The sequence below is a fragment of the Bacillus sp. NH11B genome (assembly GCF_001884205.1).
Lineage (GTDB): Bacteria > Bacillota > Bacilli > Bacillales > Bacillaceae_G > Bacillus_A > Bacillus_A proteolyticus.
In genome coordinates, this window is sequence record NZ_MAOG01000142.1 from 1 (window position 1) to 21,606 (window position 21,606).

Annotated in this window: 28 protein-coding genes, 1 pseudogene and 1 riboswitch; of the genes and pseudogenes, 5 read left to right on the forward strand and 24 right to left on the reverse strand. The window is 33.1% G+C overall.

Annotation, left to right across the window (positions count from 1 at the left end; all coding sequences use genetic code 11):
* Window positions 1–2,682: 2,682 nt before the first annotated feature.
* From BAU27_RS27805 to BAU27_RS27850, 11 genes are all read right to left on the reverse strand, one after another.
* On the reverse strand, window positions 2,683–3,165 hold the full coding sequence (locus tag BAU27_RS27805) for a nucleoside triphosphate pyrophosphohydrolase family protein (protein ID WP_071772687.1): 483 nt from the start codon (window positions 3,163–3,165) through the stop codon (window positions 2,683–2,685).
* A gap of 19 nt (window positions 3,166–3,184) precedes the next feature.
* On the reverse strand, window positions 3,185–3,436 hold the full coding sequence (locus tag BAU27_RS27810) for a helix-turn-helix domain containing protein (protein ID WP_071772688.1): 252 nt from the start codon (window positions 3,434–3,436) through the stop codon (window positions 3,185–3,187).
* Window positions 3,437–3,461: 25 nt separating this feature from the next.
* A complete protein-coding gene (locus BAU27_RS27815; protein WP_071772689.1) occupies window positions 3,462–3,629 on the reverse strand; it encodes a DUF3954 domain-containing protein in 168 nt (55 codons plus the stop codon).
* A gap of 18 nt (window positions 3,630–3,647) precedes the next feature.
* A complete protein-coding gene (locus tag BAU27_RS27820) occupies window positions 3,648–4,007 on the reverse strand; it encodes a cell division protein SepF (RefSeq protein ID WP_071772690.1) in 360 nt (119 codons plus the stop codon).
* On the reverse strand, window positions 4,000–4,278 hold the full coding sequence (locus BAU27_RS27825; protein ID WP_071772691.1) for an AbrB/MazE/SpoVT family DNA-binding domain-containing protein: 279 nt from the start codon (window positions 4,276–4,278) through the stop codon (window positions 4,000–4,002). Before BAU27_RS27825 ends, BAU27_RS27820 begins: the two co-directional genes overlap by 8 nt.
* A gap of 15 nt (window positions 4,279–4,293) precedes the next feature.
* On the reverse strand, window positions 4,294–4,488 hold the full coding sequence (locus tag BAU27_RS27830; protein WP_071772692.1) for a hypothetical protein: 195 nt from the start codon (window positions 4,486–4,488) through the stop codon (window positions 4,294–4,296).
* Window positions 4,489–4,490: 2 nt separating this feature from the next.
* Window positions 4,491–5,354, reverse strand: a complete 864-nt coding sequence (locus BAU27_RS27835; RefSeq protein ID WP_071772693.1) for an ATP-binding protein — start codon at window positions 5,352–5,354, stop codon at window positions 4,491–4,493.
* Complete coding sequence (locus BAU27_RS27840) at window positions 5,302–6,183, reverse strand: DnaD domain-containing protein (protein WP_071772694.1); 882 nt, start codon at window positions 6,181–6,183, stop codon at window positions 5,302–5,304. Before BAU27_RS27840 ends, BAU27_RS27835 begins: the two co-directional genes overlap by 53 nt.
* A gap of 6 nt (window positions 6,184–6,189) precedes the next feature.
* Window positions 6,190–6,366, reverse strand: a complete 177-nt coding sequence (locus BAU27_RS32545; RefSeq protein WP_083596206.1) for a hypothetical protein — start codon at window positions 6,364–6,366, stop codon at window positions 6,190–6,192.
* A 192-nt stretch (window positions 6,367–6,558) separates the two neighbouring features.
* Window positions 6,559–6,825 (reverse strand): helix-turn-helix domain-containing protein, encoded by a 267-nt coding sequence (locus tag BAU27_RS27845; RefSeq protein WP_071772695.1) that lies wholly within the window; start codon window positions 6,823–6,825, stop codon window positions 6,559–6,561.
* Window positions 6,826–6,902: 77 nt separating this feature from the next.
* The gene (locus tag BAU27_RS27850) at window positions 6,903–7,103 is read right to left on the reverse strand and encodes a helix-turn-helix transcriptional regulator (protein WP_071772696.1); all 201 of its coding nucleotides are present in this window, start codon (window positions 7,101–7,103) and stop codon (window positions 6,903–6,905) included.
* A 218-nt stretch (window positions 7,104–7,321) separates the two neighbouring features.
* Between BAU27_RS27850 and BAU27_RS27855 the strand changes: the two genes are divergently transcribed.
* A complete protein-coding gene (locus BAU27_RS27855) occupies window positions 7,322–7,690 on the forward strand; it encodes a helix-turn-helix domain-containing protein (RefSeq protein ID WP_071772697.1) in 369 nt (122 codons plus the stop codon).
* A 15-nt stretch (window positions 7,691–7,705) separates the two neighbouring features.
* On the opposite strand, the gene BAU27_RS33280 is transcribed toward BAU27_RS27855, so the two are convergent.
* The 3 genes from BAU27_RS33280 to BAU27_RS27860 form a co-directional block, all read right to left on the reverse strand.
* On the reverse strand, window positions 7,706–7,834 hold the full coding sequence (locus tag BAU27_RS33280; protein ID WP_302848843.1) for a hypothetical protein: 129 nt from the start codon (window positions 7,832–7,834) through the stop codon (window positions 7,706–7,708).
* 169 nt (window positions 7,835–8,003) lie between these two features.
* Window positions 8,004–8,147, reverse strand: coding sequence for a hypothetical protein (locus BAU27_RS32550; RefSeq protein WP_175546573.1), 144 nt, complete (start codon window positions 8,145–8,147; stop codon window positions 8,004–8,006).
* Window positions 8,144–9,322, reverse strand: coding sequence for an AimR family lysis-lysogeny pheromone receptor (locus tag BAU27_RS27860; protein WP_071772698.1), 1,179 nt, complete (start codon window positions 9,320–9,322; stop codon window positions 8,144–8,146). The genes BAU27_RS32550 and BAU27_RS27860 overlap by 4 nt, the downstream gene beginning before the upstream one ends.
* Window positions 9,323–9,849: 527 nt before the next feature.
* Here BAU27_RS27860 and BAU27_RS27870 point away from each other — a divergent pair.
* Window positions 9,850–10,959, forward strand: a complete 1,110-nt coding sequence (locus tag BAU27_RS27870; protein ID WP_071772700.1) for a site-specific integrase — start codon at window positions 9,850–9,852, stop codon at window positions 10,957–10,959.
* A gap of 68 nt (window positions 10,960–11,027) precedes the next feature.
* Here BAU27_RS27870 and BAU27_RS27875 read toward each other — a convergent pair whose 3' ends face one another.
* Both BAU27_RS27875 and BAU27_RS32555 read right to left on the reverse strand, forming a co-directional pair.
* Window positions 11,028–11,699, reverse strand: a complete 672-nt coding sequence (locus BAU27_RS27875; protein ID WP_071772701.1) for a pPIWI_RE module domain-containing protein — start codon at window positions 11,697–11,699, stop codon at window positions 11,028–11,030.
* 343 nt (window positions 11,700–12,042) lie between these two features.
* Window positions 12,043–12,216, reverse strand: a complete 174-nt coding sequence (locus tag BAU27_RS32555; RefSeq protein ID WP_165616051.1) for a hypothetical protein — start codon at window positions 12,214–12,216, stop codon at window positions 12,043–12,045.
* Window positions 12,217–12,269: 53 nt separating this feature from the next.
* Between BAU27_RS32555 and BAU27_RS33455 the strand changes: the two genes are divergently transcribed.
* A complete protein-coding gene (locus BAU27_RS33455) occupies window positions 12,270–12,470 on the forward strand; it encodes an NTTRR-F1 domain (RefSeq protein WP_071746099.1) in 201 nt (66 codons plus the stop codon).
* A gap of 59 nt (window positions 12,471–12,529) precedes the next feature.
* On the opposite strand, the gene BAU27_RS33285 is transcribed toward BAU27_RS33455, so the two are convergent.
* Window positions 12,530–12,664: a hypothetical protein gene (locus BAU27_RS33285; protein ID WP_257208431.1), complete on the reverse strand. Its 135-nt coding sequence runs from the start codon at window positions 12,662–12,664 to the stop codon at window positions 12,530–12,532.
* A gap of 311 nt (window positions 12,665–12,975) precedes the next feature.
* Here BAU27_RS33285 and BAU27_RS27885 point away from each other — a divergent pair, with 311 nt between their 5' ends.
* Window positions 12,976–13,452 carry a hypothetical protein gene (locus BAU27_RS27885; protein ID WP_071746100.1) on the forward strand — a complete coding sequence of 159 codons (477 nt, stop codon included), beginning with the start codon at window positions 12,976–12,978 and terminating at the stop codon, window positions 13,450–13,452.
* Between the two features lie 301 nt (window positions 13,453–13,753).
* Here the strand turns inward: BAU27_RS27885 and BAU27_RS27890 are convergent.
* The 6 genes and pseudogenes from BAU27_RS27890 to BAU27_RS27915 form a co-directional block, all read right to left on the reverse strand.
* Window positions 13,754–14,140 (reverse strand): annotated as a pseudogene (locus BAU27_RS27890) (hypothetical protein).
* Between the two features lie 118 nt (window positions 14,141–14,258).
* On the reverse strand, window positions 14,259–14,948 hold the full coding sequence (gene tenA, locus BAU27_RS27895; RefSeq protein ID WP_071746101.1) for a thiaminase II: 690 nt from the start codon (window positions 14,946–14,948) through the stop codon (window positions 14,259–14,261).
* 126 nt (window positions 14,949–15,074) lie between these two features.
* Window positions 15,075–15,179: riboswitch (TPP riboswitch) on the reverse strand.
* 73 nt (window positions 15,180–15,252) lie between these two features.
* The gene (ddlB, locus tag BAU27_RS27900) at window positions 15,253–16,167 is read right to left on the reverse strand and encodes a D-alanine--D-alanine ligase (protein WP_071746276.1); all 915 of its coding nucleotides are present in this window, start codon (window positions 16,165–16,167) and stop codon (window positions 15,253–15,255) included.
* Window positions 16,168–16,171: 4 nt separating this feature from the next.
* Window positions 16,172–17,620 (reverse strand): MocR-like pyridoxine biosynthesis transcription factor PdxR, encoded by a 1,449-nt coding sequence (gene pdxR / locus BAU27_RS27905; protein ID WP_071772702.1) that lies wholly within the window; start codon window positions 17,618–17,620, stop codon window positions 16,172–16,174.
* Window positions 17,621–17,851: 231 nt separating this feature from the next.
* Window positions 17,852–18,877, reverse strand: a complete 1,026-nt coding sequence (locus tag BAU27_RS27910; RefSeq protein WP_071772703.1) for a homoserine dehydrogenase — start codon at window positions 18,875–18,877, stop codon at window positions 17,852–17,854.
* Window positions 18,878–18,964: 87 nt separating this feature from the next.
* Window positions 18,965–20,206: an esterase/lipase family protein gene (locus BAU27_RS27915; protein ID WP_071772704.1), complete on the reverse strand. Its 1,242-nt coding sequence runs from the start codon at window positions 20,204–20,206 to the stop codon at window positions 18,965–18,967.
* A gap of 246 nt (window positions 20,207–20,452) precedes the next feature.
* Between BAU27_RS27915 and BAU27_RS27920 the strand changes: the two genes are divergently transcribed.
* Window positions 20,453–20,794, forward strand: coding sequence for a DUF3914 domain-containing protein (locus BAU27_RS27920; RefSeq protein WP_071746104.1), 342 nt, complete (start codon window positions 20,453–20,455; stop codon window positions 20,792–20,794).
* A gap of 75 nt (window positions 20,795–20,869) precedes the next feature.
* Here BAU27_RS27920 and BAU27_RS27925 read toward each other — a convergent pair whose 3' ends face one another.
* Window positions 20,870–21,556, reverse strand: coding sequence for a lipoprotein BA_5634 family protein (locus BAU27_RS27925; RefSeq protein ID WP_083596208.1), 687 nt, complete (start codon window positions 21,554–21,556; stop codon window positions 20,870–20,872).
* Between the last annotated feature and the right edge of the window lie 50 nt (window positions 21,557–21,606).

Sequence of the window (21,606 nt, forward strand, 5' to 3'; positions counted from 1 at the left end):
GAGTATCAAATATTCTTCTAAATCGGTCCACATCAATACCTCCTTCCCTCTAATATTTATTAGATGATACATTGTATAAAATGTTGAAAATTAATTCACAAACATCTTTTTTATCGTTATTTCTCCTTTCAAATAACGATTTTGTTCGAATTTTAGATAGATGTTAAAGTTCTTCATAAAGGAGGTCTAGTGATGAAAAAATCATGGAAAACTTTTTCTCTGGTTATCCTCATAGCAATTGTCCTTTTAATAATTTTATATTTTGTTGTTATGTCACTTTTTTGGGACCAACCGTAAGTGAATGATTATTTAATAAACATCCCGTCAATACTGTATATGACATTAGATTTTCTCCTTGTTCTCCCTTGGAGATACCGAGCAGTTAGCTAATTGAGCTAGCTGCTTTGCTTTTTAACCATTTTTTAGGAATACAAGTATATGCATAATTTCTGAAGTGAGATTCATACTATATTTAGGTCTTAGGTCTTAACATCTAAAACCCTTATTTCAGCCTTAGACCTAATAAAGCGACCTTTTTCTTTTGTTAACAAGTTGCAATGGGGCGGTTAGCTTTTGCTAGCTGCTCTTTTATTTTCATCATTTAAGCAGGGTTTGATTATATTAAATTCTACCTTTCTTTATAACGTGAGCTGGCCGCTTACGCTATTTTTACAAAGGACACTAATTGATAGTGCTCTTTTTACTTTTTTCTACAAAATGAACTCTTTATTAAATTCACTTCCGTATAACTTTTCCAATCTTGTTTACACTACAACTGTAACTTAAGGTTACACATCATTACTTGTAGGGCCTAATTTCCTTTGTACAACAAGTAGTTAGTTTATTGAGCTAGCTGCTTTGTTGTGCCACACTACTCTCTGAGGGACCTTACCTACTAAGAGCACTGCTTAAAGGTGCTCTTTTTAATTTTTTCTGAATAAATCTTCAAATTATGCCCATACTTTAAATACGCCAATTTGTAACAATTGATTTCTCCTTTAAAACGGGGCAGTTAGCTTTTGCTAGCTGCTCTTTTGTATTGACACGATAATAAAACATTGTTCTTTTTTCTTTTTTTCAACATATAATTCTAATCCAAACCTTTCGTCCACTGGGTTACCTCCTTTCTTAAAGAGCACTTGTGCATGGTGCTCTTTTCTAGTTTCTTTTTTCTACAAAATAAAATATATATTAAGCTTTCCCCGCATAACATTTTCAATTTTATTCATACTATAACTGTAACTTCTAAGTTACAAAACATTGTGGTGATGTTCTTGTTGGACAACAAAGCAGTTAGCTTTTGCTAGCTGCTTTTCTATGTACATACACTTTTTATTAATTAGCACATAGATTTAATTTGAGATCCTACTTATTCATAACCCGTTGAAAAATTTCAAAATTTATTCATTAAAGCTCACTAAAACTCTATATGCTGTTCACTCCTCTTAAGAGCACTTTCGAAGGTGCTCTTTTCATGTGGAATAGCATTTTCTTAATATTAATCACATAAATTATTTAGAGCTCTAGGGTTCCAAGTGCTTAGGGTACTCCCATCCAATTCTTAGTTCCAATTGACACTGTTGAACAGTGGCCTTTTTTGTAAACACTCTCTATTAAATAAAACTTTGCTAAGTTTCTTTACTCCAAAATAAAACAGAAATATACTATTATTTAATTCATTCAATACTCTCAAAATCTCCCAAATAAAGGGTACTTATACAGCACTCTTTTTTGTGCATGTTCGTTTCAATCAACTGTTTTGTATTAATTTCCAATACAAAAACATGTCTAGCAAAAAAGAAGCATACACTCTTATAGGCGTTGTTATTATCGTCATGGAGTGCTTTGGTCAAGCACTCCTATATTTCCGACTACAAAATAAGGATTTTGTATTATTCTCATGTATCTTTTTGATTCCTTCGCATACATTATTATCACAAGGAATTCCACAGGTTGCTCTGGTCCAGTTTCCTTGAATTTCTTGCACACCTTATGGGAAGAATCCGTTTATTACTAACGGATTCTTTTATTTATCATACAATAACTATTTTGTTTAGTTTTCTGATTACGAATAATCTTTTTTGTATTGCACATACTACCTGCAAGCCGACTTCCCACGGCGTCACTCTTTCAAATCGGAGCTCACTCCTCCGTATTGTTTTAGAGCATGGCAGGTAACTTAGTCAATTACCTGCCGTTTTTACGTATAACCGTAAAAATCCTTGTCCAAACTGTTTAGAGAAAACATCTTAAGCCATTTAATGCGACCTCCAGCACAGGTTATTTGTACGGCCGTTCCGATAAAAGGAGCGGTCTTATTTATCTCCGCATTACTTTTCGACAAAATAACGTTTTTGTTATAATTTATGAACATATTTTAAACCTGAAAATCCTACCGAACATTTTTAGGATAAATTTACCGGGTGAGTTAGCAGAAATTTCGTGTTATTCTGAACTTGTTGAATAACCCAATACATTCAACAATGCTCCTGATTGCATACTTAGTATGCAATCACCTATACAGATACCTTAGCTAATACGTCCCCCTAATCGTCGTTATTGCTAAGGTATCTTTTTATACGCCCTGTGTGCAGGGCTTTTTTATTTCAGTGATGATGCTCTTTTTCCCATCTCATTATTAATGCTTTTGGTCCAATTTTTTAATAAAATTCAAATTTGGTCTTACTTTACATCGACACGTGCTTGACTTGCTTCTCGACTAAATCCATCCGGATATCTTTTAGCTAGTTTCGCGATATTCATTTCTGCAATATCTTGTAACGTATATCCCAGTTCATGCGCCATAATCGATACATAATACATAATGTCCCCTAGTTCTAAGGCTAATTTATAAGTATTTCCGTCCTCTTCTCCCGGGCAATGCGATGGTTGAAAACCCTGACCGTGATAAATTGCTTTTTTAACAATATCAGCAACTTCACCAGCTTCTCCTGTAAGTCCTAAAGCCGCATTTGAAACACGTCCTCCAAAATCAGTTTTGTTATTCCAAGTACGTAAAGTCGCTTCTTGATAATCATTTAATTCATCAATCGATAAGATACTTGCAACCTGTAACACTGTGGCTTCTTCTAAAACCTGATCCTCATTTCTTGTTTTACTAATTAATTTAGTTACTTCCAATACACCGTTTTCCATTGTTTTCATTTTGTTCTCCCCTTCCTATTTAGCAAATTCCTAATCCTATCGGACGATTTTCAATTAAATACTTATCAGCTTGATCTATTACAAGGAGTGCTACCTCTGCTTGGTGTCTCCTTAACGCTTTTGCCATCTTCGGCAAACTCATACCTTGACGCCACATTTCACGAAAACGAATTACATCCCTTTCATCCCAAATGAAGTTAGCTTCCTCTAAAGCGATGTATACTTTTAATCTTGATTCCTTCATCGCTTCATGATTTTTTGCTACACTCATAAGCGAACCTACTTTCTAAAAATAATTATTTTATCTTTTCAGTAAACTTAGTATCCACACGATCAACTTTCCCATTAATCCAAACTGCAACCTGCTCACCGAACCCACTTTCCGGTGGATTGAATGCTATAATATTCCCATCCTTAACTACATAAAGCTTGTTACTACTAACATCAATTTCTATTTTTTTCATATGTCCATCTCCTTTTTACTACCGCATGTACTCGACAACATCAGGTTTAAAGCCACTTCCTAAATAAACCCGTACTGGAATTGCTTCTTTTTTATCCCTTGCCGCCTTACATAATTCTTCAGCTGTATCCCAATTAAAAAGCTTATCTACAGCTCTTTGAAATCTCCAAATTGCCATTGTATATTGTTCAAAGATGTCATAGCGATCATCTTGTTTAGTTGTACGTGGTAATTCATCCGTTCCCTTTGCATTTCTTGGAACTTGGACACGTACATCAGCATATGTAACGCGTCCAGTTCCTTTCTTAACATTAGCTTTCATTACATCAAACTCACAAATTGCTGGCTCTACATCGAAAATGTTTAATTGCTTAGGCATGTGCCATCCCACTCTTCTGAATAAGGTCCAGTAACTCATTTGCCCCTTCCTTGCTCAAAAACATTCGACCACCAAGTAATTCCATGTTTGATTCGGCAACTTCACTCGTTACAAAGCATGACTTTTCATGTTTTCTTAAAAAGATGTTTTCTCCATCAACATGAAAATCTAGTGCTGTTCCTTCAGCAATCCCTAAAGTTCTGCGCAAATCAACTGGAATTACTACACGCCCTAACTCGTCCACTTTTCTTGCAACACCTGTGTTTTTCATCTTTACTCCTCCTTGTTAGCTAACTTTTTGCTGTTGATTTCGTTGTAAATCTTGCTTCATTGACTCGAATTTTATTAACCATGCTTCCCAGCGCTTATCATTTTCTTCTTGCCGTTGCTTTGCTACTTCACAATTACAACTTTCCGTTAGAATTACACCTGGATACGTTTCTTTACGAATAATTCCTGTATTACGGCATAATACACACATGCTTATTCCTCCTTTTTGAAGTTCCGTAAACTGTAATTTTCACCGTACATCTTCAAGACTTGAGTATCTTCCATAATCCGACTAAACTCACGCTCTCCATACATTCCAGCTAACTCCATAACGTCAAAGTTTGTTGTGAATAAGTTTGTTCTTCCTAGCCTGCGCTCGAGAATATCCTTTGTTTTCGTTTTCTTCCAAGTAACGCCCTCAGCATCTTTTTCCGTGAACTCGGCTCCAAAGTCATCTAATACAAGTACATCCACATTTGCTAGAATAGACATTAGCTTGTCCTCTGTTAACTCGCTATTTTTATTCCACGTAGATGTTATTTTTGTAAAGAGTGTGTTCATTTCTATAAACATTGCACTGTAGCCTTTTCTCATAATTTCTTTTGTAGCCGCTACACATAAATGACTCTTTCCGACTCTGTAGTCACCTGTAATTACAATGCTTTCTGAATTATTAGGATCAAATTTTCTAGCAAAATCCATCATTACTTCTTTAGCATTTGCTAATTCTTGTGTAGGTGGTACGTAACTATCAAATGTTGCTTTTTTTAACTTAGGATTAATAAGGCTTTTATCTGAAAACGAATCGTATAAATGAATAATTTCGTTTTTCTTCTTGATAGCCAGTGTTTCTTTTGCAAGTTGCTGGTCCTCTTGCTCTACCGATCTACATTGCGGGCAAAACTCATCATTTGTTTTGGTATCTATAAGTAAGCGTTTGTTACAAACATCTTTAATTTTGTCTTTCCCAACTAAGAAAATATTTGTACATCTATTAGGAGACAACACATAACTTTGAGCGAATTTACTCAAAATCGTATTTTTCGATGAAGCTACTGTTTTTCCTAACGCTTGCATTATGTTTCTCTCCTTTTTTACCTTTGTTTTTAAACTCTATTTCAGCTGCATTAACATCAGCTAATGTACGGATATTTTTATTAACCCACTGTTTTAAAATGCCCTCAGCATAATTCCATTTCTTTTGCTGTTTCAAAGCACGTTCCATAGCTGCTTGTACAAGTTCTTCGTTTGTATCGTTTACCCATTGTGAAATACTTTCAGCTATGAAAGAATTTAAAATCCCAAAATTATTTTCGTAGAAAGAGAAGATGCTACTACTACTACTTACATTCTCTGTAGTATTCTTTGTAGTAATCTCTGTATTTGTCTTTACTTTAAAGTTAGGTGACTCCTTACTTGTAAGTGAGGAGGGTGTTAACTTAGAAGTTTCCACCCTATTTACTTCTAAATAACCAGGGTCTTCTTTTATTTGTTGATACATGCTAGAGATTTTCTTAATTTCTGTTGAAACAGGTTCCACAAACATTACGTTATTTAAAACCTTCCCGTCGACATTAATAGTCCTGAACTCAATTTTTATAAGTAGCATATCCGTTAATAAATCACATGCCCTTTTCACTTGTAATTTTGTAAATCCAAAAGTATCAGCTAACTGTTGATAATTTTTTTGTAATTTGTCCGCTTTAAATTTTTTCTTGTAAATTACTTTCCCATCTATTTCATCTCGGAAAACTGTTGGTCGATACCAGTAAACAATTTCACTCAAAACCATAATTGCTACAATATGTGGTTTACCATTACTAAAAGTGACGTAATTAAACCATTCATGATCTACAACATTACCTTTTAAATTTATTCCTCCAATTTCATATACAACGTTCAACATGTTCATTTACCTCCTCATACAAACTGCCACATATGCTTGTCCACTTTTGATAATTCGTTGAATTTCATAATGCGGATAACCAACTTTGAAATACTGTTCAATCATTTGTTTCAATTCATCTTTTCTTTTTGCTAAGTCCCAGAATTCCTTAGGTAATAGCACTTGGTATTCAATTAAATCCATGTACTATTTCCCTACTTTCCGTGATATACTAATAAGAAGTGTTTTTTCAAAGGGACCCACTGCCATGGGTCTTTTTATTTTCTATTACATCACTCCAAGCCCATGTTTTTATTGGTTTGTAAGTTCTGTAAAACAGCCATGATCCGCAAGCAATTACCATTGCGAATATAACTAACGATGTTGTATCTTCCACTAAATCACCTCTCTTTGTGCTTCCAACCACGCCTCCAAATCTTTTTGTAAGAATAGCAACTTGCGTCCTTCTCTAATTACCGGAAACTTGGGATGATTTGCTAATTCATACATTCTACAAACAGCAATGTTAAGGTAAGCTGCCGCTTCTTTCACTCGCATTACTTTGTTCGGTTGAGATTGTTGTTGTAAATCAACTAATGCTGATCTGATTTCCTCTCTTACAATTTCACGAATTGACTCTTTAATAATTTGATCTATTCCCATTTTGTTTTGCTCCTTTCAAAAATAATGTGAAATTTAATGATTTGAACTAAAACCTACTAAGTATGAATAACTTGGACTTAAACATCTGAAAAAAGGTTATAAACATCTTCTTCTAATATTTGTGCTACTTGTAATGCGTCATCCAATGCAGGTGTTGAATAACCAGTTTCCCAATTACTTATTACAGTTTTCCCCTTATTTATCAACGCTCCTAATTGTTCTTGAGTATAATTTTTTCGTTTTCGAGCGCTAATTAAATTATGACGTTTCTTTCTCACGATGGCACCTCCTAAAATCCAATTTTTTTGGACTTCTTGTATTCATTATACATACAATTATTTTGGACTGTCAATTAAAAAAGATGAGTTTTTTGGACTTTTAACAAAAAAACTAAAAAACTAATGCAAAACCCCTACAAACAAAGTACAATTTAATTGTACTTTTATTTTGCAAATCATTATTTGTAATTTGGTGAATATATTAACGGGGTGATTTTGTGACTATTTTAGGCCAGAGAATTAAAGACTCTAGAAAGAAACGTGGTCTTACCCAAGGAGACTTAGCATTAAAAATCAAAGAAAATATGGATACAGAAACTAAAGTAACAAAAACTACTATTTCTAATTATGAAACTGGGTATAGCTCTCCTTCAAACGAAATGTTAGTAGTAATTTCAGATACATTAAAGGTATCTGTTGATTATTTACTTGGTCGATCTGACGATCCAGAACTAAACGCAGTTCAATATACAAAATTAAGAAAAGAATTTAATGAATTAATTGATGCGTTAGAAAAGATGCCAAAAGAAAAACAAGACATGTTATTAGATATGATGAAGGCTGCTGTAGGCCATAATAAAAAATGATTGTCAGCATACGAGCTAACAATCATTTTTTTCTGTTTTCACTATATTTTTAATGTTTTTAATCTCTCCTTTTTTCTTTTCATCGTTTGTTAAAACTTCTACTTTTAACATTTTCCATAGTGTAATTGCAAGCGTATTCCCCATATTCATCTCTCCCGTTGTGTAACATTCAGTTTGTGAAATTATCACAAACATTTCCTATATATCAAATTTAATATTTAGGAAATGTTCCTAAAAATGACGAATGCGATTGCCTAGTTTTAGACAATCGCATTTAAACTATTATGTAATTTTAATTTGTAATAAAACGGTATTAACCCATTCCGCCTCCAGGATCAACCATGTGTAATATTACTGGAGCTTCGTGTTTAGGTTGCTCTTTCTGTTCCTTCGATGGAGTTAAGAATAGTACTCCAATTAAAGCCAAACTTGTTACAAGCGTCATTATTTTTTTCATTTAACATCACCTTTATAAATTGTACCATATCTATTAATATCTACCAATAATATTTTTGCGAATTTACTGTAAAATACATTTCCAGCACATTCATACATTTTAATCGCCTTATTAACTAACTCATTATCACCATTCGCTATTCCTAATATACAAGTTTGCATCGCGGATAATTCAACATTTTTTATTTTTAAATCATTCAATATCTTTTTTGCCACTTCTTTATTACCATTTACTATTTCATCAAAGGCCTTTTCAGCCTCACCACACTCGTCTATAAAATCTACTTGCTTTCCATATATTAATTTTAGAAAAGCATACGTATTCAAGACATTTTCCCTTCTTTTAGCCATTCTTTCAAACGAACAATCTCCCAGTACACTTAACGCCTTCTTTATATGCCATTCGGATTGTGAGTAATCTTCCAACATATAAGATTCCCCTAAATATACAAATGCAGATGCTTGTAGAATAGATAAACAACTATTTTCATCATTTGTATTAATAATTTCATGACACAATGACCGGCATTCTTCAATCTTTTCTGCTGTTAAATATGCATATGCTAAGCCCTCTTTAATACGCATTGTATATGCAATTCTAATGAAGTCATCTTCTATGTTATTAACTTCCGGCTGTAATACTTCTGCATAATCAAATAAGGAATTAAATCGTTCAAGATCATACATTGTATAGAAAGTTAGTATACCTAATAAAATTTGCATCTCCTTAGTTTTAATTTTCCGACTATTTTTTCGATATTCTAATTCTTCTAAGAAAGATGTTCCAGTTAAGATTCCTTTCCCTCGTTTCCAAACTAGTTCATATACATAAGCCCATTCTCTATTAATTGCTAGAGAAGATTTCTTTTCTTTTTCTATCATTAATTCTAGTAATTCTAAATCACCTATTGCATTTGCATACTCCATAGCAATTCGAGAATTTTTTTTACTCGTTGTTGCTAAACTAAACCTATGAATTAAATCTTTTTTTTTCATAATATCGTCTTCACATAAAATATTTAATAACTTTACTACATTCCAAAAATCAAATTGACGCTTCCCTGATAAATTTTTTGAAAAACTCCCACCACTAATGCCTAAAACTTTTGCTAATTCACCTTGTTTTAATCTTTTAAAATCAATCTCATCAATAAGTTGACTTAAAACCTTTTCCACTTTTGTCCCCCTTCTGGAACAAAAGACACATTCCCTACTTTAAAATTCATCAGCAAACGCGTCATTGTCATGAACTATCTCTAAAAGGTGTGTTATACTATGTAAGACTCATGGTAAATGTTTCCCTAGCGCAATTAGGGTAAACGGTGTAAAAGTGTTCCCAGCACAATTACACACGCTATGGGTCTTTTTCGTTCCGTCAAATTATTTTATTAAGAATATTCTATCACAAATAATCCAAACATCCATTCTCTCATATTCTGAAAATACTTGAGAAAGTTGAAGATATTAAGCTATACCTAGTTTCTTAGACACCCGAATAAATTATGCAATATTGCATGTGATAACCGATATAGATATTTCATTACTGTTTAACAACAAATGAAACCTCTGCCCTATAACTGAATTTATTTTTATATGGTAAAATATATCCATCGCTGATATGTCCAAACATGTAATTTTCATAGCAGCAAAATTACAACTAGACTTATACAACATGATTCAAAACAAATGAAGGAGTGTTTTAAGTGAAAGGACATATTCGAAAAAGAGGAAATAAGTATTGTATTGTTATTGATATCGGACCTGATCCAGAGACAGGAAAAAGAAGACAAAAATGGTTTTCTGGATATAAGACAAAAAAAGAAGCACAGGCTGATGTTGCAAAGAAGATTACAGAGTTAAATGAAGGGACTTTTATAGAGCCGTCTAAAGTTACCTTAAAGGACTACCTAAATCATTGGCTAGAAATTAAAAGTATGAGTATAGAAAGAAGTACCTTTGTCGGCTATAGGGCATTTATCAACCAACATGTTATACCTAGTATAGGAATGGTTGCACTCCATAAATTAAATGTTATGCACATTCAAAAATGCTATAAAACTGCGATAGATAAAGGTATTGCAAACAATTCTATTCTGCTTTTGCATAGAATTTTAAAGAGCGCTTTAAATCTAGCTGTAAAACAAAATATTATCTCTCGAAATCCGGCTGCTTTTGCTGAGATACCAAAAAAAGAAAGAACCTCTATCCAGACTTGGACAGAGGAAGACGTAAAAAAATTTCTTTTGCATTCACAAGAATCACGATATCACATTGGGTATCTACTTGCAATAACTACTGGTATGCGTATGGGAGAAGTTCTGGGCTTACGATGGGAGGACGTTGATTTTGAAAAACATACCGTTACAATAAACCAAACATCTGGCCATGACAATAAAATCAAAAAAACAGCAAAAACACATTCGTCAAAGCGCACTATTCCTGTACCTAAAGAAACTATAGAATCCTTAAAAAAGCATAAGGTTTTAATTAATCAAGAGAAATTAAGGCTTGGTTCTGCTTATCAAGATTTTGATTTAATTAATTGTAATGAGTTTGGAATGATTATAAAAAAAGCAAATTTCAGAAAAAATTTCATTAGAGCGACACACAACGCAGGCATAAAAGAAATTAAATTCCACGATTTAAGACATACACACGCAACCATACTATTGAAACAAGGAGTTAATCCTAAAATTATCAGTGAAAGATTAGGTCATACAGACATTTCAATGACATTGAGTGTTTATTCTCATGTTTTACCGAACATGCAAGAAGAAGCCGTTAAAAACTTTGGTAAAAGCATCTTTGGATAACTTATGTTTGCAAAATGTTTGCAATTCATAAAAATAGGTCAAACAAACGTTGTTATATCAAGGTTTGTTTAACCTATCATCTTATATTCTTGATAGAACCTTCGAATTCCTACTGAAACATTTAATAATGGGATATTCCCTCCTGCGCGAGTTATGCATTCAAACCGATATACATAAGCGAAAAAATCTTGTGTTTTTTCATCTTTAATTGGTTCTGACATGGACTCACAAATATTTTGTGAACGTAGTGGGGAAAAATAGATTTCTTCTTCAATTTTATCGTTCATTTTTACAGGTTGTTCACAAAAAACATGCGAAATTAAAGCGGGGATCCACTTAGAATACGTTTCATTATCATGTAATACTGGCAAATTAGAAATTAATTCGTTATGCCATTCATATTTGGGTGGTTCTAGTAATTGATTTGGTTTCCAATCATGAATAACCTTATACCCACTTTGGAAAATATAATCAAGCTGTTCTTGCCTAATCGGTTCTTTTGATATAATCCATGGTGTATTTTCATTTAATACATACGGATTATGCTGAATAAACAATATATCAGAAAACATATCATACAATCTTTCATTCAAGCGTTTCAACTTACTTGTTAATAAAAACGTCTTATAATGTATCTCTACAATATCCAGCCATTCAATAGGAAAATATATGAATGATACACTTTCGTTTAAAAGGGGTTCCACTATATTTTCAAATGTTAATAACCGTAATTTTTCCATGAAATGAGTACTTCCTTTCTTCATTTATCTTGATCATCAAAAACTAGAAAAACAATTACTTAATCTAATCAATTTAAACAAATTCCTCAAATTACATTTATCAATTTGAATAATACAATTAAAATGAAACACTAATGAAAGTAATATTTACTTATTATCTATATTTTATTAAACGTAGCACATACATCACACCTCTCACACCATTAATACGTTACATTCAAATTATACAATATAAACCCATGTATTACAATTCCCCTTTTTAACATTACCTCTATTACATGCCTAGAAGGTTGATTCATACGGTACGGTTCCCCTCCGTTCGATCTGATTACTCTTTAGGACATTACTTCATTTCTTTTTGGCATTCTTTTAAATAATCGATAGCCTCTTGAACCTGTTCTTTTGTTGAAAGTAATTCCATCACATTACCTTCCGTGTTATATACACGAATTTTTCTTTCCTTGTACTCCATCCCTAACATTCCTTCATCAGCCAAAAGCTTTATGTTATCTTCCATCTTCACCCTCCTTTCTACTAAAATAGCGTTTTTATTTACTAGAGTGGATTTTATTGAATAGCCATTCTAGTGTTTACAGCGCTAAATTATCTGGAGGTTTAACTAACGCTATTATTGCTCAAGCAGTTCCAGTATCCCAAAATGAAACGTTCGAACTTTTTGTGTCCCTTACTAAAACCGGACCATTTCCTAGCCCTTTGATAGCTATCAATGTTCAATATTATAATGAAAATACTTTTTTGGAAGACGGCTGAGTTACTTTTATACTTTTCAATCGTATCCCCGATAACAACGAAAAAGATTGGTTAGAAGTTTATGAGACTGCTTCTCCAGTGCCGGCTACAGCTAATACAGCATCAATAGTTATCGCTAAGTTCCCCGAATTTGGAAGTTCAGATGTATTTATTGATGATATATCCCTTCTATCCGTCGGACCCACTGGGAACACCAGAATCACCATCTTGTATCATTAACTCAAAATCATAGATCAATTTTTCCATTTAGTTCTCTTCCTTCTCAAATAAAGATTTTGTATTAAATCCACAAACCCCTAAGAAGCATACATACGATAACATGTGGTATTCTTTTTCAATATAAATTTTGGTCAGAGAACGCATTGGAAAGCGCTCTTTTATGTTTAAATAAGGATTCTGTTCTATTTTTTTATTTACGCTGTTTTCGTAAGAATTGTTGCTATCTTGACCATACTGATAAAAGGTTGACTTTCAACTAGTAAATTGGATTTAAAGGAGGGTTAACATGAAAGATGAATTAAGTATAAATATCTATTTAGATGAAACTGATACTCCGTTTTCAAGATATTATAGCTCAGATGATGTTCACCTAAGCTCTGACCTTGAAGATTTTATTTTGTCAAAACTGCACAGTGGCAAAAGAAAAGAAGTAGAAATATTTTTTTTAAGTCAGAATGATTTTGACGAAAAGTCATTGAAGACTGCCACATTTAACACTTTTTCTAACCTCTTGAACGAAGAGGAATATACATATTCGAGAAATGTCAAAAAGGCTATTGTTTTGTTTGTGCTTGGTATTATTGTTGGGTTAATATTCTTGAAACTTTCAAGCACTCATGCCTATGTTGCAGGAGTATTAAGCATTGTGTGTTGGGTTTTTATTTGGGCAGGTACAGAGGTTTATTTTTTTGAAAATCAGCAAATCAAACGAAATATTAGAAAATGCAAGAATATTCTAAATGGTAATGTGCACAAAAAATAGAATTTTAGTAAATATTTATAAAGCTGATTTTCGGATTCTACCTTGTGCATTTATTTAGGTGATTGTTTGGACTTGGAAATCGTGTTGAAGATTAATATCGCCATACGAAGAAAGCTTTCATAAATACTTAAGACCTGGATTTAATCTAAGGTCTTATTTTCATCGCAAAAAAAACAACAATCTATACGAAAAGGGCCTTTATTTAAAACATATAAATATGCGGGAAGTAATTATCTCGATCATTACGCACACCCTATCATGTCACCTATACAAAGTGCTCTTTTTTTGTTTGTATAATTAATTAATGCTTGTTTAAACTATAAATAGTTAGTCCTTTCCAAACACCAGCTTGCTTCCATTGTTGTTTCATTTTCTCTACATAAGAGGGGCTACGATTATACATAATGCTAATATCTTTATCTGGGATGCCTTGTTAATTCAATTCGCGTACACGCTCCGGAGTAAGCCCAATGGGTATATCTTTTCGTTTTCCACCACGATTTCTCGGCTGTGTATCAAGGTATCTACCCAACTGGCGTAATTCTTCACCAGTCGGGCACTCCTTACATTCATTGATACTGAAACATTCGTTAGATGTACGGTTATAATAACAACGTCTACATTTCTGTTCGATAATATCGCCAATTTGGTATGTGAGCTCTTTGCGTTCTTCTTTTGTCAGTTTCATACCATCCACCTACAAGCCTGCCTTGAGCGCCATACCAAGCGCTTGTGTTGTATTTATGATTTACAAAAACCTAAAAAAAGTATTGTCCATACATACGTATTAGCAATACCTCTTTTCTTTATCTTATTACATCTTTTACATCTGTATCCACTGGCCACTTTTCTAAAGTATAAGCCATTTCCCAAAATGAATATTCATATTGACTACTAATAATGAAATGCTGTTTCATACGCTTGCGGTCAGACTCTGTCACTTGTTCAGCGATAGTATCTAACCGTGTAATTTGCTCTTCAACTAATGTACGGAACCAATCAGATCCATAAGCAGAAATCCATTCGTTATAAATTGGTTCTTCTGGCTGACACTCTTTTAAACGCTCACCAATTTCATAATATAACCAGTAGCAAGGTAAAATAGCTGCAATAATATCTCCTAAATGCCCTTCATAAGCTGCACGATACATATGAGATGTATATGCATATGCAGTTGGCGCAGGGATAAAATTATCTTTTTCTTCTTTTGTAATCCCTAATTTCTTAGCAAAATTCTCATGTAATGATAATTCTGCCTCGTATGTATTTTGAGCATGGTGTGCCATACGAGCTGTCGTTTCTAATTCCAGTGCCTTTGCCGCTCCTAAAGTTTGTACTCTAGCAAAATGACTTAAATAATATGAATCTTGAAGCACATAATAGCGAAAACTAGCTAAATCTAACGTTCCTTCGCCAAGTTTTTTTACAAAAGGATGATTAAAACTAGCTTCCCAAATTGAATCTACTTCTTTACGTAATGATTGTGAAAAAGTCATTTATATCCCTCCAATAATTTATAAACCATACGTGTTTACCCACAATTATTATAGCTGTAAAATAAAAAAACTTTCTTTACAGGCGTAAAGAAAGTGAAATAGACAATGTTTATTTATTCGTTAATTATGATTGTCTTCCCACTTCCCTACGCTGGTATTAACCAGATCAGGTACTAAGAGTCTCAAATTCCCATTTGATCTCAGCCTATAAAGGCCCCCCTAGTGGATAAATATTTGGTTGTCGTATTGCAATTATCATAGCATACTTCGTAGAACTATCAAAAGTTTTAATTGTACAAATATCTTAAAAACCTTCTTCTTTCCTTACTTTTAATGAAGTTTCAATTATCATATCTAATAGTTTACTATAATTAATTCCAGCCGCATCTGCACTTTTTGGTAGTAAACTTGATTGTGTCATCCCTGGTAATGTATTAACCTCCATTACATATGGAATTCCATCCTTCACCATCATATCAACCCTTGCATAAACACTACATTTTAATGCTTTATAACATGCCAATGACGCTTTATTTACACGTTCCTGTACTTCAGCTGGAAGTTCTATAACTTCTTCAATTGTACTAACATCATCGTATTTTGCATTGTAGTCAAAAAACTCAGCTGCATGTCGAATTGAAACGATAGGTAACTGTTTACCATCAAAAATTGAACATGTAATCTCGTCACCTTTTATATACTTCTCAATTACTACTTCAGAATCCCATTCGAATACAGTTTCCAGCATTGAGATTAATTCATTTTTATCATTGACGATCTTTACGCCAACACTCGAGCCGCCAGAGTTTGGTTTTACCACTAACGGAAATCCTAACTTATCTAAATCATCAAGCTTTAGATCCTCCATTTTTGTAAGTTCAATCCAATCTGGTGTTTCTACTCCTTCATAACGCAAAATCTTTTTCGAAATATTTTTGTCCATACATATACCGCTAGATAACATATTGCTACCGCTATATGGAATACCTAAACTCTCAAGTGTTCCTTGAACTGTACCATCTTCTCCGTATTTTCCGTGTAATGCTAGCAATGCAAAATCAATGTCTTTCGCTTTTTCAATTAAATCCATTTTTTCATTTAACGTAATTGGAACGATTTCATACTTATTTTTATCTAAATGTGCAATCATTTCATTCCCAGTCATAATTGATACTTGTTTTTCAGAGGATACTCCTCCCATAATAACGCCAATTCTCATTTTCTCAACTCCAAGTTTCATTTTTTAAAGTTTCACCAATTATTTGAATCCCACTAACTATTTCTTTTTCCTTCAATCGTGAAAAGCCTAAGCGGAATGTGTTCTCTCCTCCTCCATCAGAGTAAAAAACATCTCCAGGAGAAAACGTAACTCCTTTCTCATAACACTTTTGTAAAAGTGCGCGGGCTTGAATTTTTTCTTCCAACTCTATAAATAAATGAAGTCCACCATCTCCAGTCATTCTTTTAAACGGAATGTACTGATTACACGCCCCAACAGTTAACTCATATTTTTTCTTATAAACAGATCTTGCTTTTTTTAAATATTTTTCAAAATATCCTTCATGTAAATATTGAAACAAAACAGCTTGATCTAACGTTGATGTGTGAATGGTTCTTGCTCTTTTTACACTTTCTAAATAATGAATGAGTTCTTTATCTGCGATGATCCAACCTACACGTAAACCAGGGAAAAGTACCTTTGAAAAGCTACTAATATAAATCACATTATTACCAGCCCCAGCAAAAGTTAATAATGGCGCTAAATGTGAACCTGAATAACGTAATTCCTCATTAAATCCATCCTCTATAATAGGAATCTTATATTTTGAAAATAATCTCATCAATTCCGTTCTTTTCTCCGAACTCGTAACAATACCAGTTGGATTATGATAAGAAGGGATTAAATACGCGAAATCAAAATCCTTTTCACGCAAACTTTTTTCTACTTCATTCGTATCAATACCATCATCATTCATATTAATCCCATGAACTTCAAGTCCATGTAAACGAAAAAGTTTCAATGCAGCATGGTGAGTTGGGTTTTCACAAATAACACGCCCTGATTTTTTTGATAAAGAAGATAATACAATATCTAATCCTTCTGTAAATCCATTTGTAATTAAAATATCTTTGTTCGAAATATCTACACCTTTCATTTCCATGTAATAGAGTAAATAATTCATTAACGGTCTATAACCTTTTGCATATCCGTAGTTCAGTACGATATCCCCTTCAATGGACATGCGAGTAAGAAAAGCTCTTTTGAAATTTTCAACATCAAATAGCTTTTCATCCGGTGCTATACTATTAAAAACAATCATTCCTTTTTCCCAGCGAACACCATGTTTCATTAAATCTAATTCATCCGCTAATGCGGTAACTGTATTGAGTTTATTTTTCCAATCTATTTCAACAGACGAAGTGTTAGAAATATCAACCTTCGCAACAAAATTTCCTTTTCCTTTAACTGCATAAATGAGTCCTTCTTGCTCTAAATCCGCATAAGCAGCGAGTACTGTATTTCTGCTCACAGATAGTAATTCACTCAGTTCCCTTGTTGATGGGATCTTTTGGTTCCCTAACAAATGTCCTTTCATAATCATCTTTTTTAAATAATCTTTCAGTTGAATATAAACAGGACGATCTTTCACAACTTTAAAATCTTTAAACAAATCCTTACCCCCTGCAATCATTTTTGCATATTTATTTCATTTTCAAAAGGTCCACTACATATGTATTTTTTATTAATAGCGGTACGGTCTTATAAAGTGAAACTTTAATCAGTGGGGATTTTGTTCATCCCCCACCGATTATTAGCCCGCATCAATCGGATATATATGGGCAATAAGGATCCCACCTAACTTTTTTGCTCCATTCGAATTTTGAAGGTATAAGTTTTACTGCTATAAATCTCTACGATATAAGTTAATTACATCTTTTAAAGCAGCTGCTGCGGCCCCGCGTGGATTAGAAGCTCCACCAATTGTAGTAACTTGTCCCATTGTATCTGTAAAGAATGTTATTCCTTTTTCAGTTCCATTTACTTTTGCTAGTGAATGGTCTTTTTCTATTTCAAGCGGTTCTACATTAAGATTCACTTTACCATCCTTATCCTTATATGCTGAAGCTATTAATTTAATATATTTGTTTTGCTCCTTAGCATTTCGAATTTGTTGTTTTGTAACATTTTCGATTCCTTTTATATGTATATCTGTAAGCGTATTCTCAACACCCATCAAGCTGTTTGCCAAAAGTAACAATTTACACGCACTATCTGAACCACTTACATCTAGTATTGGGTTCGTCTCAGCAATTCCTTTATTTTGCGCTTCTTTCAGTGCTTCTTCAAAAGTAACATCTTCTTCATACATTTTTGTAAGTATATAATTAGTTGTCCCGTTTAATATTCCTTCTATTTTTTCAATATTGCAGCCAGCTAAACTAAATTGTCCAATATCTAATGTCGGTAGTGCTGCGGCAGTTGCGCCACTATATCGAATTCGTACATTCGCTTCTTTTGCTGCTTCCTTCATTTCTCTCCAGTGAGTAACAAGTGCACCTTTCGAAATTGCTACAATATCCATATGTTTCTCCATCGCTTGTTTTATATATTGTTTTCCTGGATTTCCATCTTTAAGATTTGTAACAGTTGATTCTACCAATACAGTACCACTTATCCCACTTGTTGCACGTTCCCCTGGATGATGTTCTATATATTTTTCAATCGCAGCAGTACCGCCACCATACATTAATAAATGATGAATAGACAAACCTTCCTCATTATGTATTGCAATATTTCTACCTAATACGCCACTTACAACTAAATGGATTCCATATGTTTCGTATATATATAAATATTTTTCGTTTACTAATTTTATAAACTCTCTTCCTACTGTCCCGTATCCTGATAAAACAACTTGTATTTTCATAATATCCCCCCATATTTTTCTTCCATATCCCTCTTTCAATATAATATAAAGCGCCCCCGAATTCCATCGAGAGCGCTTTATTATTAACTATTGCGGTAGCCGTGATAACTTTTCTGCAATTGTTCTATAAAACTCTTGAATATTAGAAAAACCTAACGTGTCTGAAACACTTAATCCTACCATATCGAGATGATCCCAATTTACTTTCGTTTCAATATGATTCCATTTTCCAGCCTGTAAAAACTCATTATTATTTACAGCAATATTAGACGAAGGCGCAATCATAGAATTTGTATTTACTACACCGTCATTTTGCCACCAAGATGTATCAATTAATGGGCGATTTTCTTCAAATCTTGCATAGGAACCTAAGAAAAATGCATTCCCCATTAACACTTTGTTCATCGTAATATGAGGTAGTTGTAAACCTGTTATAGGTGCTGCTTGTGATGCATGTCCACTATACGATAAGTAATATACATCCGATTGTGTCTTTACCCAACTATTTAACTCCTTTGCTCCATCAGTACTTAAATCCCATTGACTAATATCTTTTGTATTTCTCCAAATTGAACTATTTAAAATACGATCAGTATATTGGAAAAAGGACTCTCCTGCATTCTTTTTTATACCCCATTGATCCAATTTAAAATCATATAACGATAAATTATTGTTTCCTCCTAAACTCGCAGCTGTAATGAGTAAATCTTTAACAAACGGAAGCAATAGACTACCATCCGCAAGTGTTGTCCCGTTGTGAGGAGTTGCTAAAGTTGTAACACTATGAACATACGATTTACCACCTTCAAATAGTGGTGATATCTTTGTGTTCGGATGATTTTTCACATAATTTTTTTCTTCATAACTTCCTTCTTTTAATAGCTGTACTAATGTTCTCGTCGTTTGTCCTCCCATACTATGCCCAACTAAATGAACTTTATTTGTTTCACTCCAATTCGTTGCAAAACCACTATATGTTCTACCAAAACGATTATGTCCATGTTTCTCAGCGTGTGCCGCACCATAATCTACTGTTCCACCGTTAATTTGCGCGTATAATTCACATGCACGGTCCCAATTACTAGAAACAGGGCCAACAGCAGCAGTATGTACTGTGTAACCATTTCTTTTTAAATCTTCCTGTATATCATGAACACCACCCCAATATTTTACCTCTAACATTTCTTCCCTACCCCATCCAGCAAATCCATTCACTAAAATGATAGGATAATTATTTTGTTGTCTCTCTTCAGCGTAAGTTGTTTTCGCTGCGAATGAACAAACAGTTACTAATGTGAAAAAACATACTTTTAAAAATAACTTCCCCATACTTTCTCCCCCTAATTAAACGCTTTCATTTTTCTGTGAAAAAGATTGACACAATCAGTTTTTAACTTAAACATAATGTAAAGTATTTTATATACGTTGTATATATAGAAAACATATATAAATGTTGATAAATATTAATTCAAGTTAATATTTATTTTTTACAATATTAGCTATAGTTTCCTCATGTTCAACGGATTAAAAGATCATAAGAAAACTAATTTCGCTGCTTGAAAAGAAGGAAAAAGCATGCAAATCGGATCAAACATTCATACATTATCTCAACCTACTAAAATAACTCCATCTAATCTTGAGCATAATACTATCTCTTCTACTAAACTTGAAGGTAAGAAAGCGAATGATCCTATCAAGTTCGATATTTGTTCATCTGAAAAAGAAATGAAACAGCCTAAGCATAAATTTAACGAATTAGATTTATGGAAGATGTTGAAAGATAAAGGTGTTCCATTATGGATCATCCTTGAAATGCTACAAAAAGTCCGTAAAGAAAAAGAAGCTCAAAATAGTTCGGCTCAAAATCCAAATTCGATTGAAGAAACGAACGAGACTCGATTAAATGAAGTAATGTAGTTTATGTTCTCTAAATGATCTATACATAAAAAGAGTTCAAGATCGATAAAGTTTCTATCAACCTCGAACTCTTTTTTAAGATTTTTCTCCAATCGTTACAAACTGAAAAGATACTTCTCCTTCTAAACCTTTAATTAGCTTTCTTACTTTTACATTTTCATTAATCAATGTATTATCTGTCGACATTTTAGGTTTTTCGTCACCTAAAGATTTTTTCAGATGAAGAAGTTGCATTTTCGTTTCATTTGCTTTTATTTCTTTATATACACTATTTTTCGCTACAATCACATACCATTGAAACCCATAATTACGAGTGTTACCAATCCAAGCATTACTATCATATTTAACAGGAATCTCTCTTCCTTCTATTTCAATACTTTGTATAGTCTTTTCGTCTTCATGTGTAAATAATAATGAGCCTTCTTTTGGAAAATTCGGTAATGTGTCTATAGGCATCGAACTGGATACATTATCCCGTTTACAAAAAATCTTTTCTTTAATCATCGCTTGCGCAGTAGATTCATTTAATATTAGTACCTTCCCTTTTCCAAATTCACCTGTTTTCACTGAATAAACTTCATTTTCTTTCGTATTTTCCTTATAACGATTAATAATTGGTGAAGCATTATTCTCATCTCCAATTATTAGTACACCGTTAGCTGGGAATAAGTCTTCATTTTTAGAACATGCGCTTAAGCTTATTAAAATTATTATAGTTAACATGAAGATAGTTAGTGTTCTTTTCATCACGGTTCCTTTCATAATTCAATTTGTTTTTCACATGATTTCCTGTAATCTTAATAGTTGATATC

Coding starts and splice junctions, on each gene's coding strand:
- BAU27_RS27805 (WP_071772687.1), bottom strand. CDS start 3,165: ATGAAAACAATGGAAAACGGTGTATTGGAAGTAACTAAATTAATTAGT.
- BAU27_RS27810 (WP_071772688.1), bottom strand. CDS start 3,436: ATGAGTGTAGCAAAAAATCATGAAGCGATGAAGGAATCAAGATTAAAA.
- BAU27_RS27815 (WP_071772689.1), bottom strand. CDS start 3,629: ATGAAAAAAATAGAAATTGATGTTAGTAGTAACAAGCTTTATGTAGTT.
- BAU27_RS27820 (WP_071772690.1), bottom strand. CDS start 4,007: ATGCCTAAGCAATTAAACATTTTCGATGTAGAGCCAGCAATTTGTGAG.
- BAU27_RS27825 (WP_071772691.1), bottom strand. CDS start 4,278: ATGAAAAACACAGGTGTTGCAAGAAAAGTGGACGAGTTAGGGCGTGTA.
- BAU27_RS27830 (WP_071772692.1), bottom strand. CDS start 4,488: ATGTGTGTATTATGCCGTAATACAGGAATTATTCGTAAAGAAACGTAT.
- BAU27_RS27835 (WP_071772693.1), bottom strand. CDS start 5,354: ATGCAAGCGTTAGGAAAAACAGTAGCTTCATCGAAAAATACGATTTTG.
- BAU27_RS27840 (WP_071772694.1), bottom strand. CDS start 6,183: ATGTTGAACGTTGTATATGAAATTGGAGGAATAAATTTAAAAGGTAAT.
- BAU27_RS32545 (WP_083596206.1), bottom strand. CDS start 6,366: ATGGATTTAATTGAATACCAAGTGCTATTACCTAAGGAATTCTGGGAC.
- BAU27_RS27845 (WP_071772695.1), bottom strand. CDS start 6,825: ATGGGAATAGATCAAATTATTAAAGAGTCAATTCGTGAAATTGTAAGA.
- BAU27_RS33280 (WP_302848843.1), bottom strand. CDS start 7,834: ATGGGGAATACGCTTGCAATTACACTATGGAAAATGTTAAAAGTAGAA.
- BAU27_RS32550 (WP_175546573.1), bottom strand. CDS start 8,147: ATGAAAAAAATAATGACGCTTGTAACAAGTTTGGCTTTAATTGGAGTA.
- BAU27_RS27875 (WP_071772701.1), bottom strand. CDS start 11,699: ATGGAAAAATTACGGTTATTAACATTTGAAAATATAGTGGAACCCCTT.
- BAU27_RS32555 (WP_165616051.1), bottom strand. CDS start 12,216: ATGGAAGATAACATAAAGCTTTTGGCTGATGAAGGAATGTTAGGGATG.
- BAU27_RS27885 (WP_071746100.1), top strand. CDS start 12,976: ATGAAAGATGAATTAAGTATAAATATCTATTTAGATGAAACTGATACT.
- tenA (WP_071746101.1), bottom strand. CDS start 14,948: ATGACTTTTTCACAATCATTACGTAAAGAAGTAGATTCAATTTGGGAA.
- ddlB (WP_071746276.1), bottom strand. CDS start 16,167: ATGAGAATTGGCGTTATTATGGGAGGAGTATCCTCTGAAAAACAAGTA.
- BAU27_RS27910 (WP_071772703.1), bottom strand. CDS start 18,877: ATGAAAATACAAGTTGTTTTATCAGGATACGGGACAGTAGGAAGAGAG.
- BAU27_RS27915 (WP_071772704.1), bottom strand. CDS start 20,206: ATGGGGAAGTTATTTTTAAAAGTATGTTTTTTCACATTAGTAACTGTT.
- BAU27_RS27920 (WP_071746104.1), top strand. CDS start 20,453: ATGCAAATCGGATCAAACATTCATACATTATCTCAACCTACTAAAATA.
- BAU27_RS27925 (WP_083596208.1), bottom strand. CDS start 21,556: ATGAAAGGAACCGTGATGAAAAGAACACTAACTATCTTCATGTTAACT.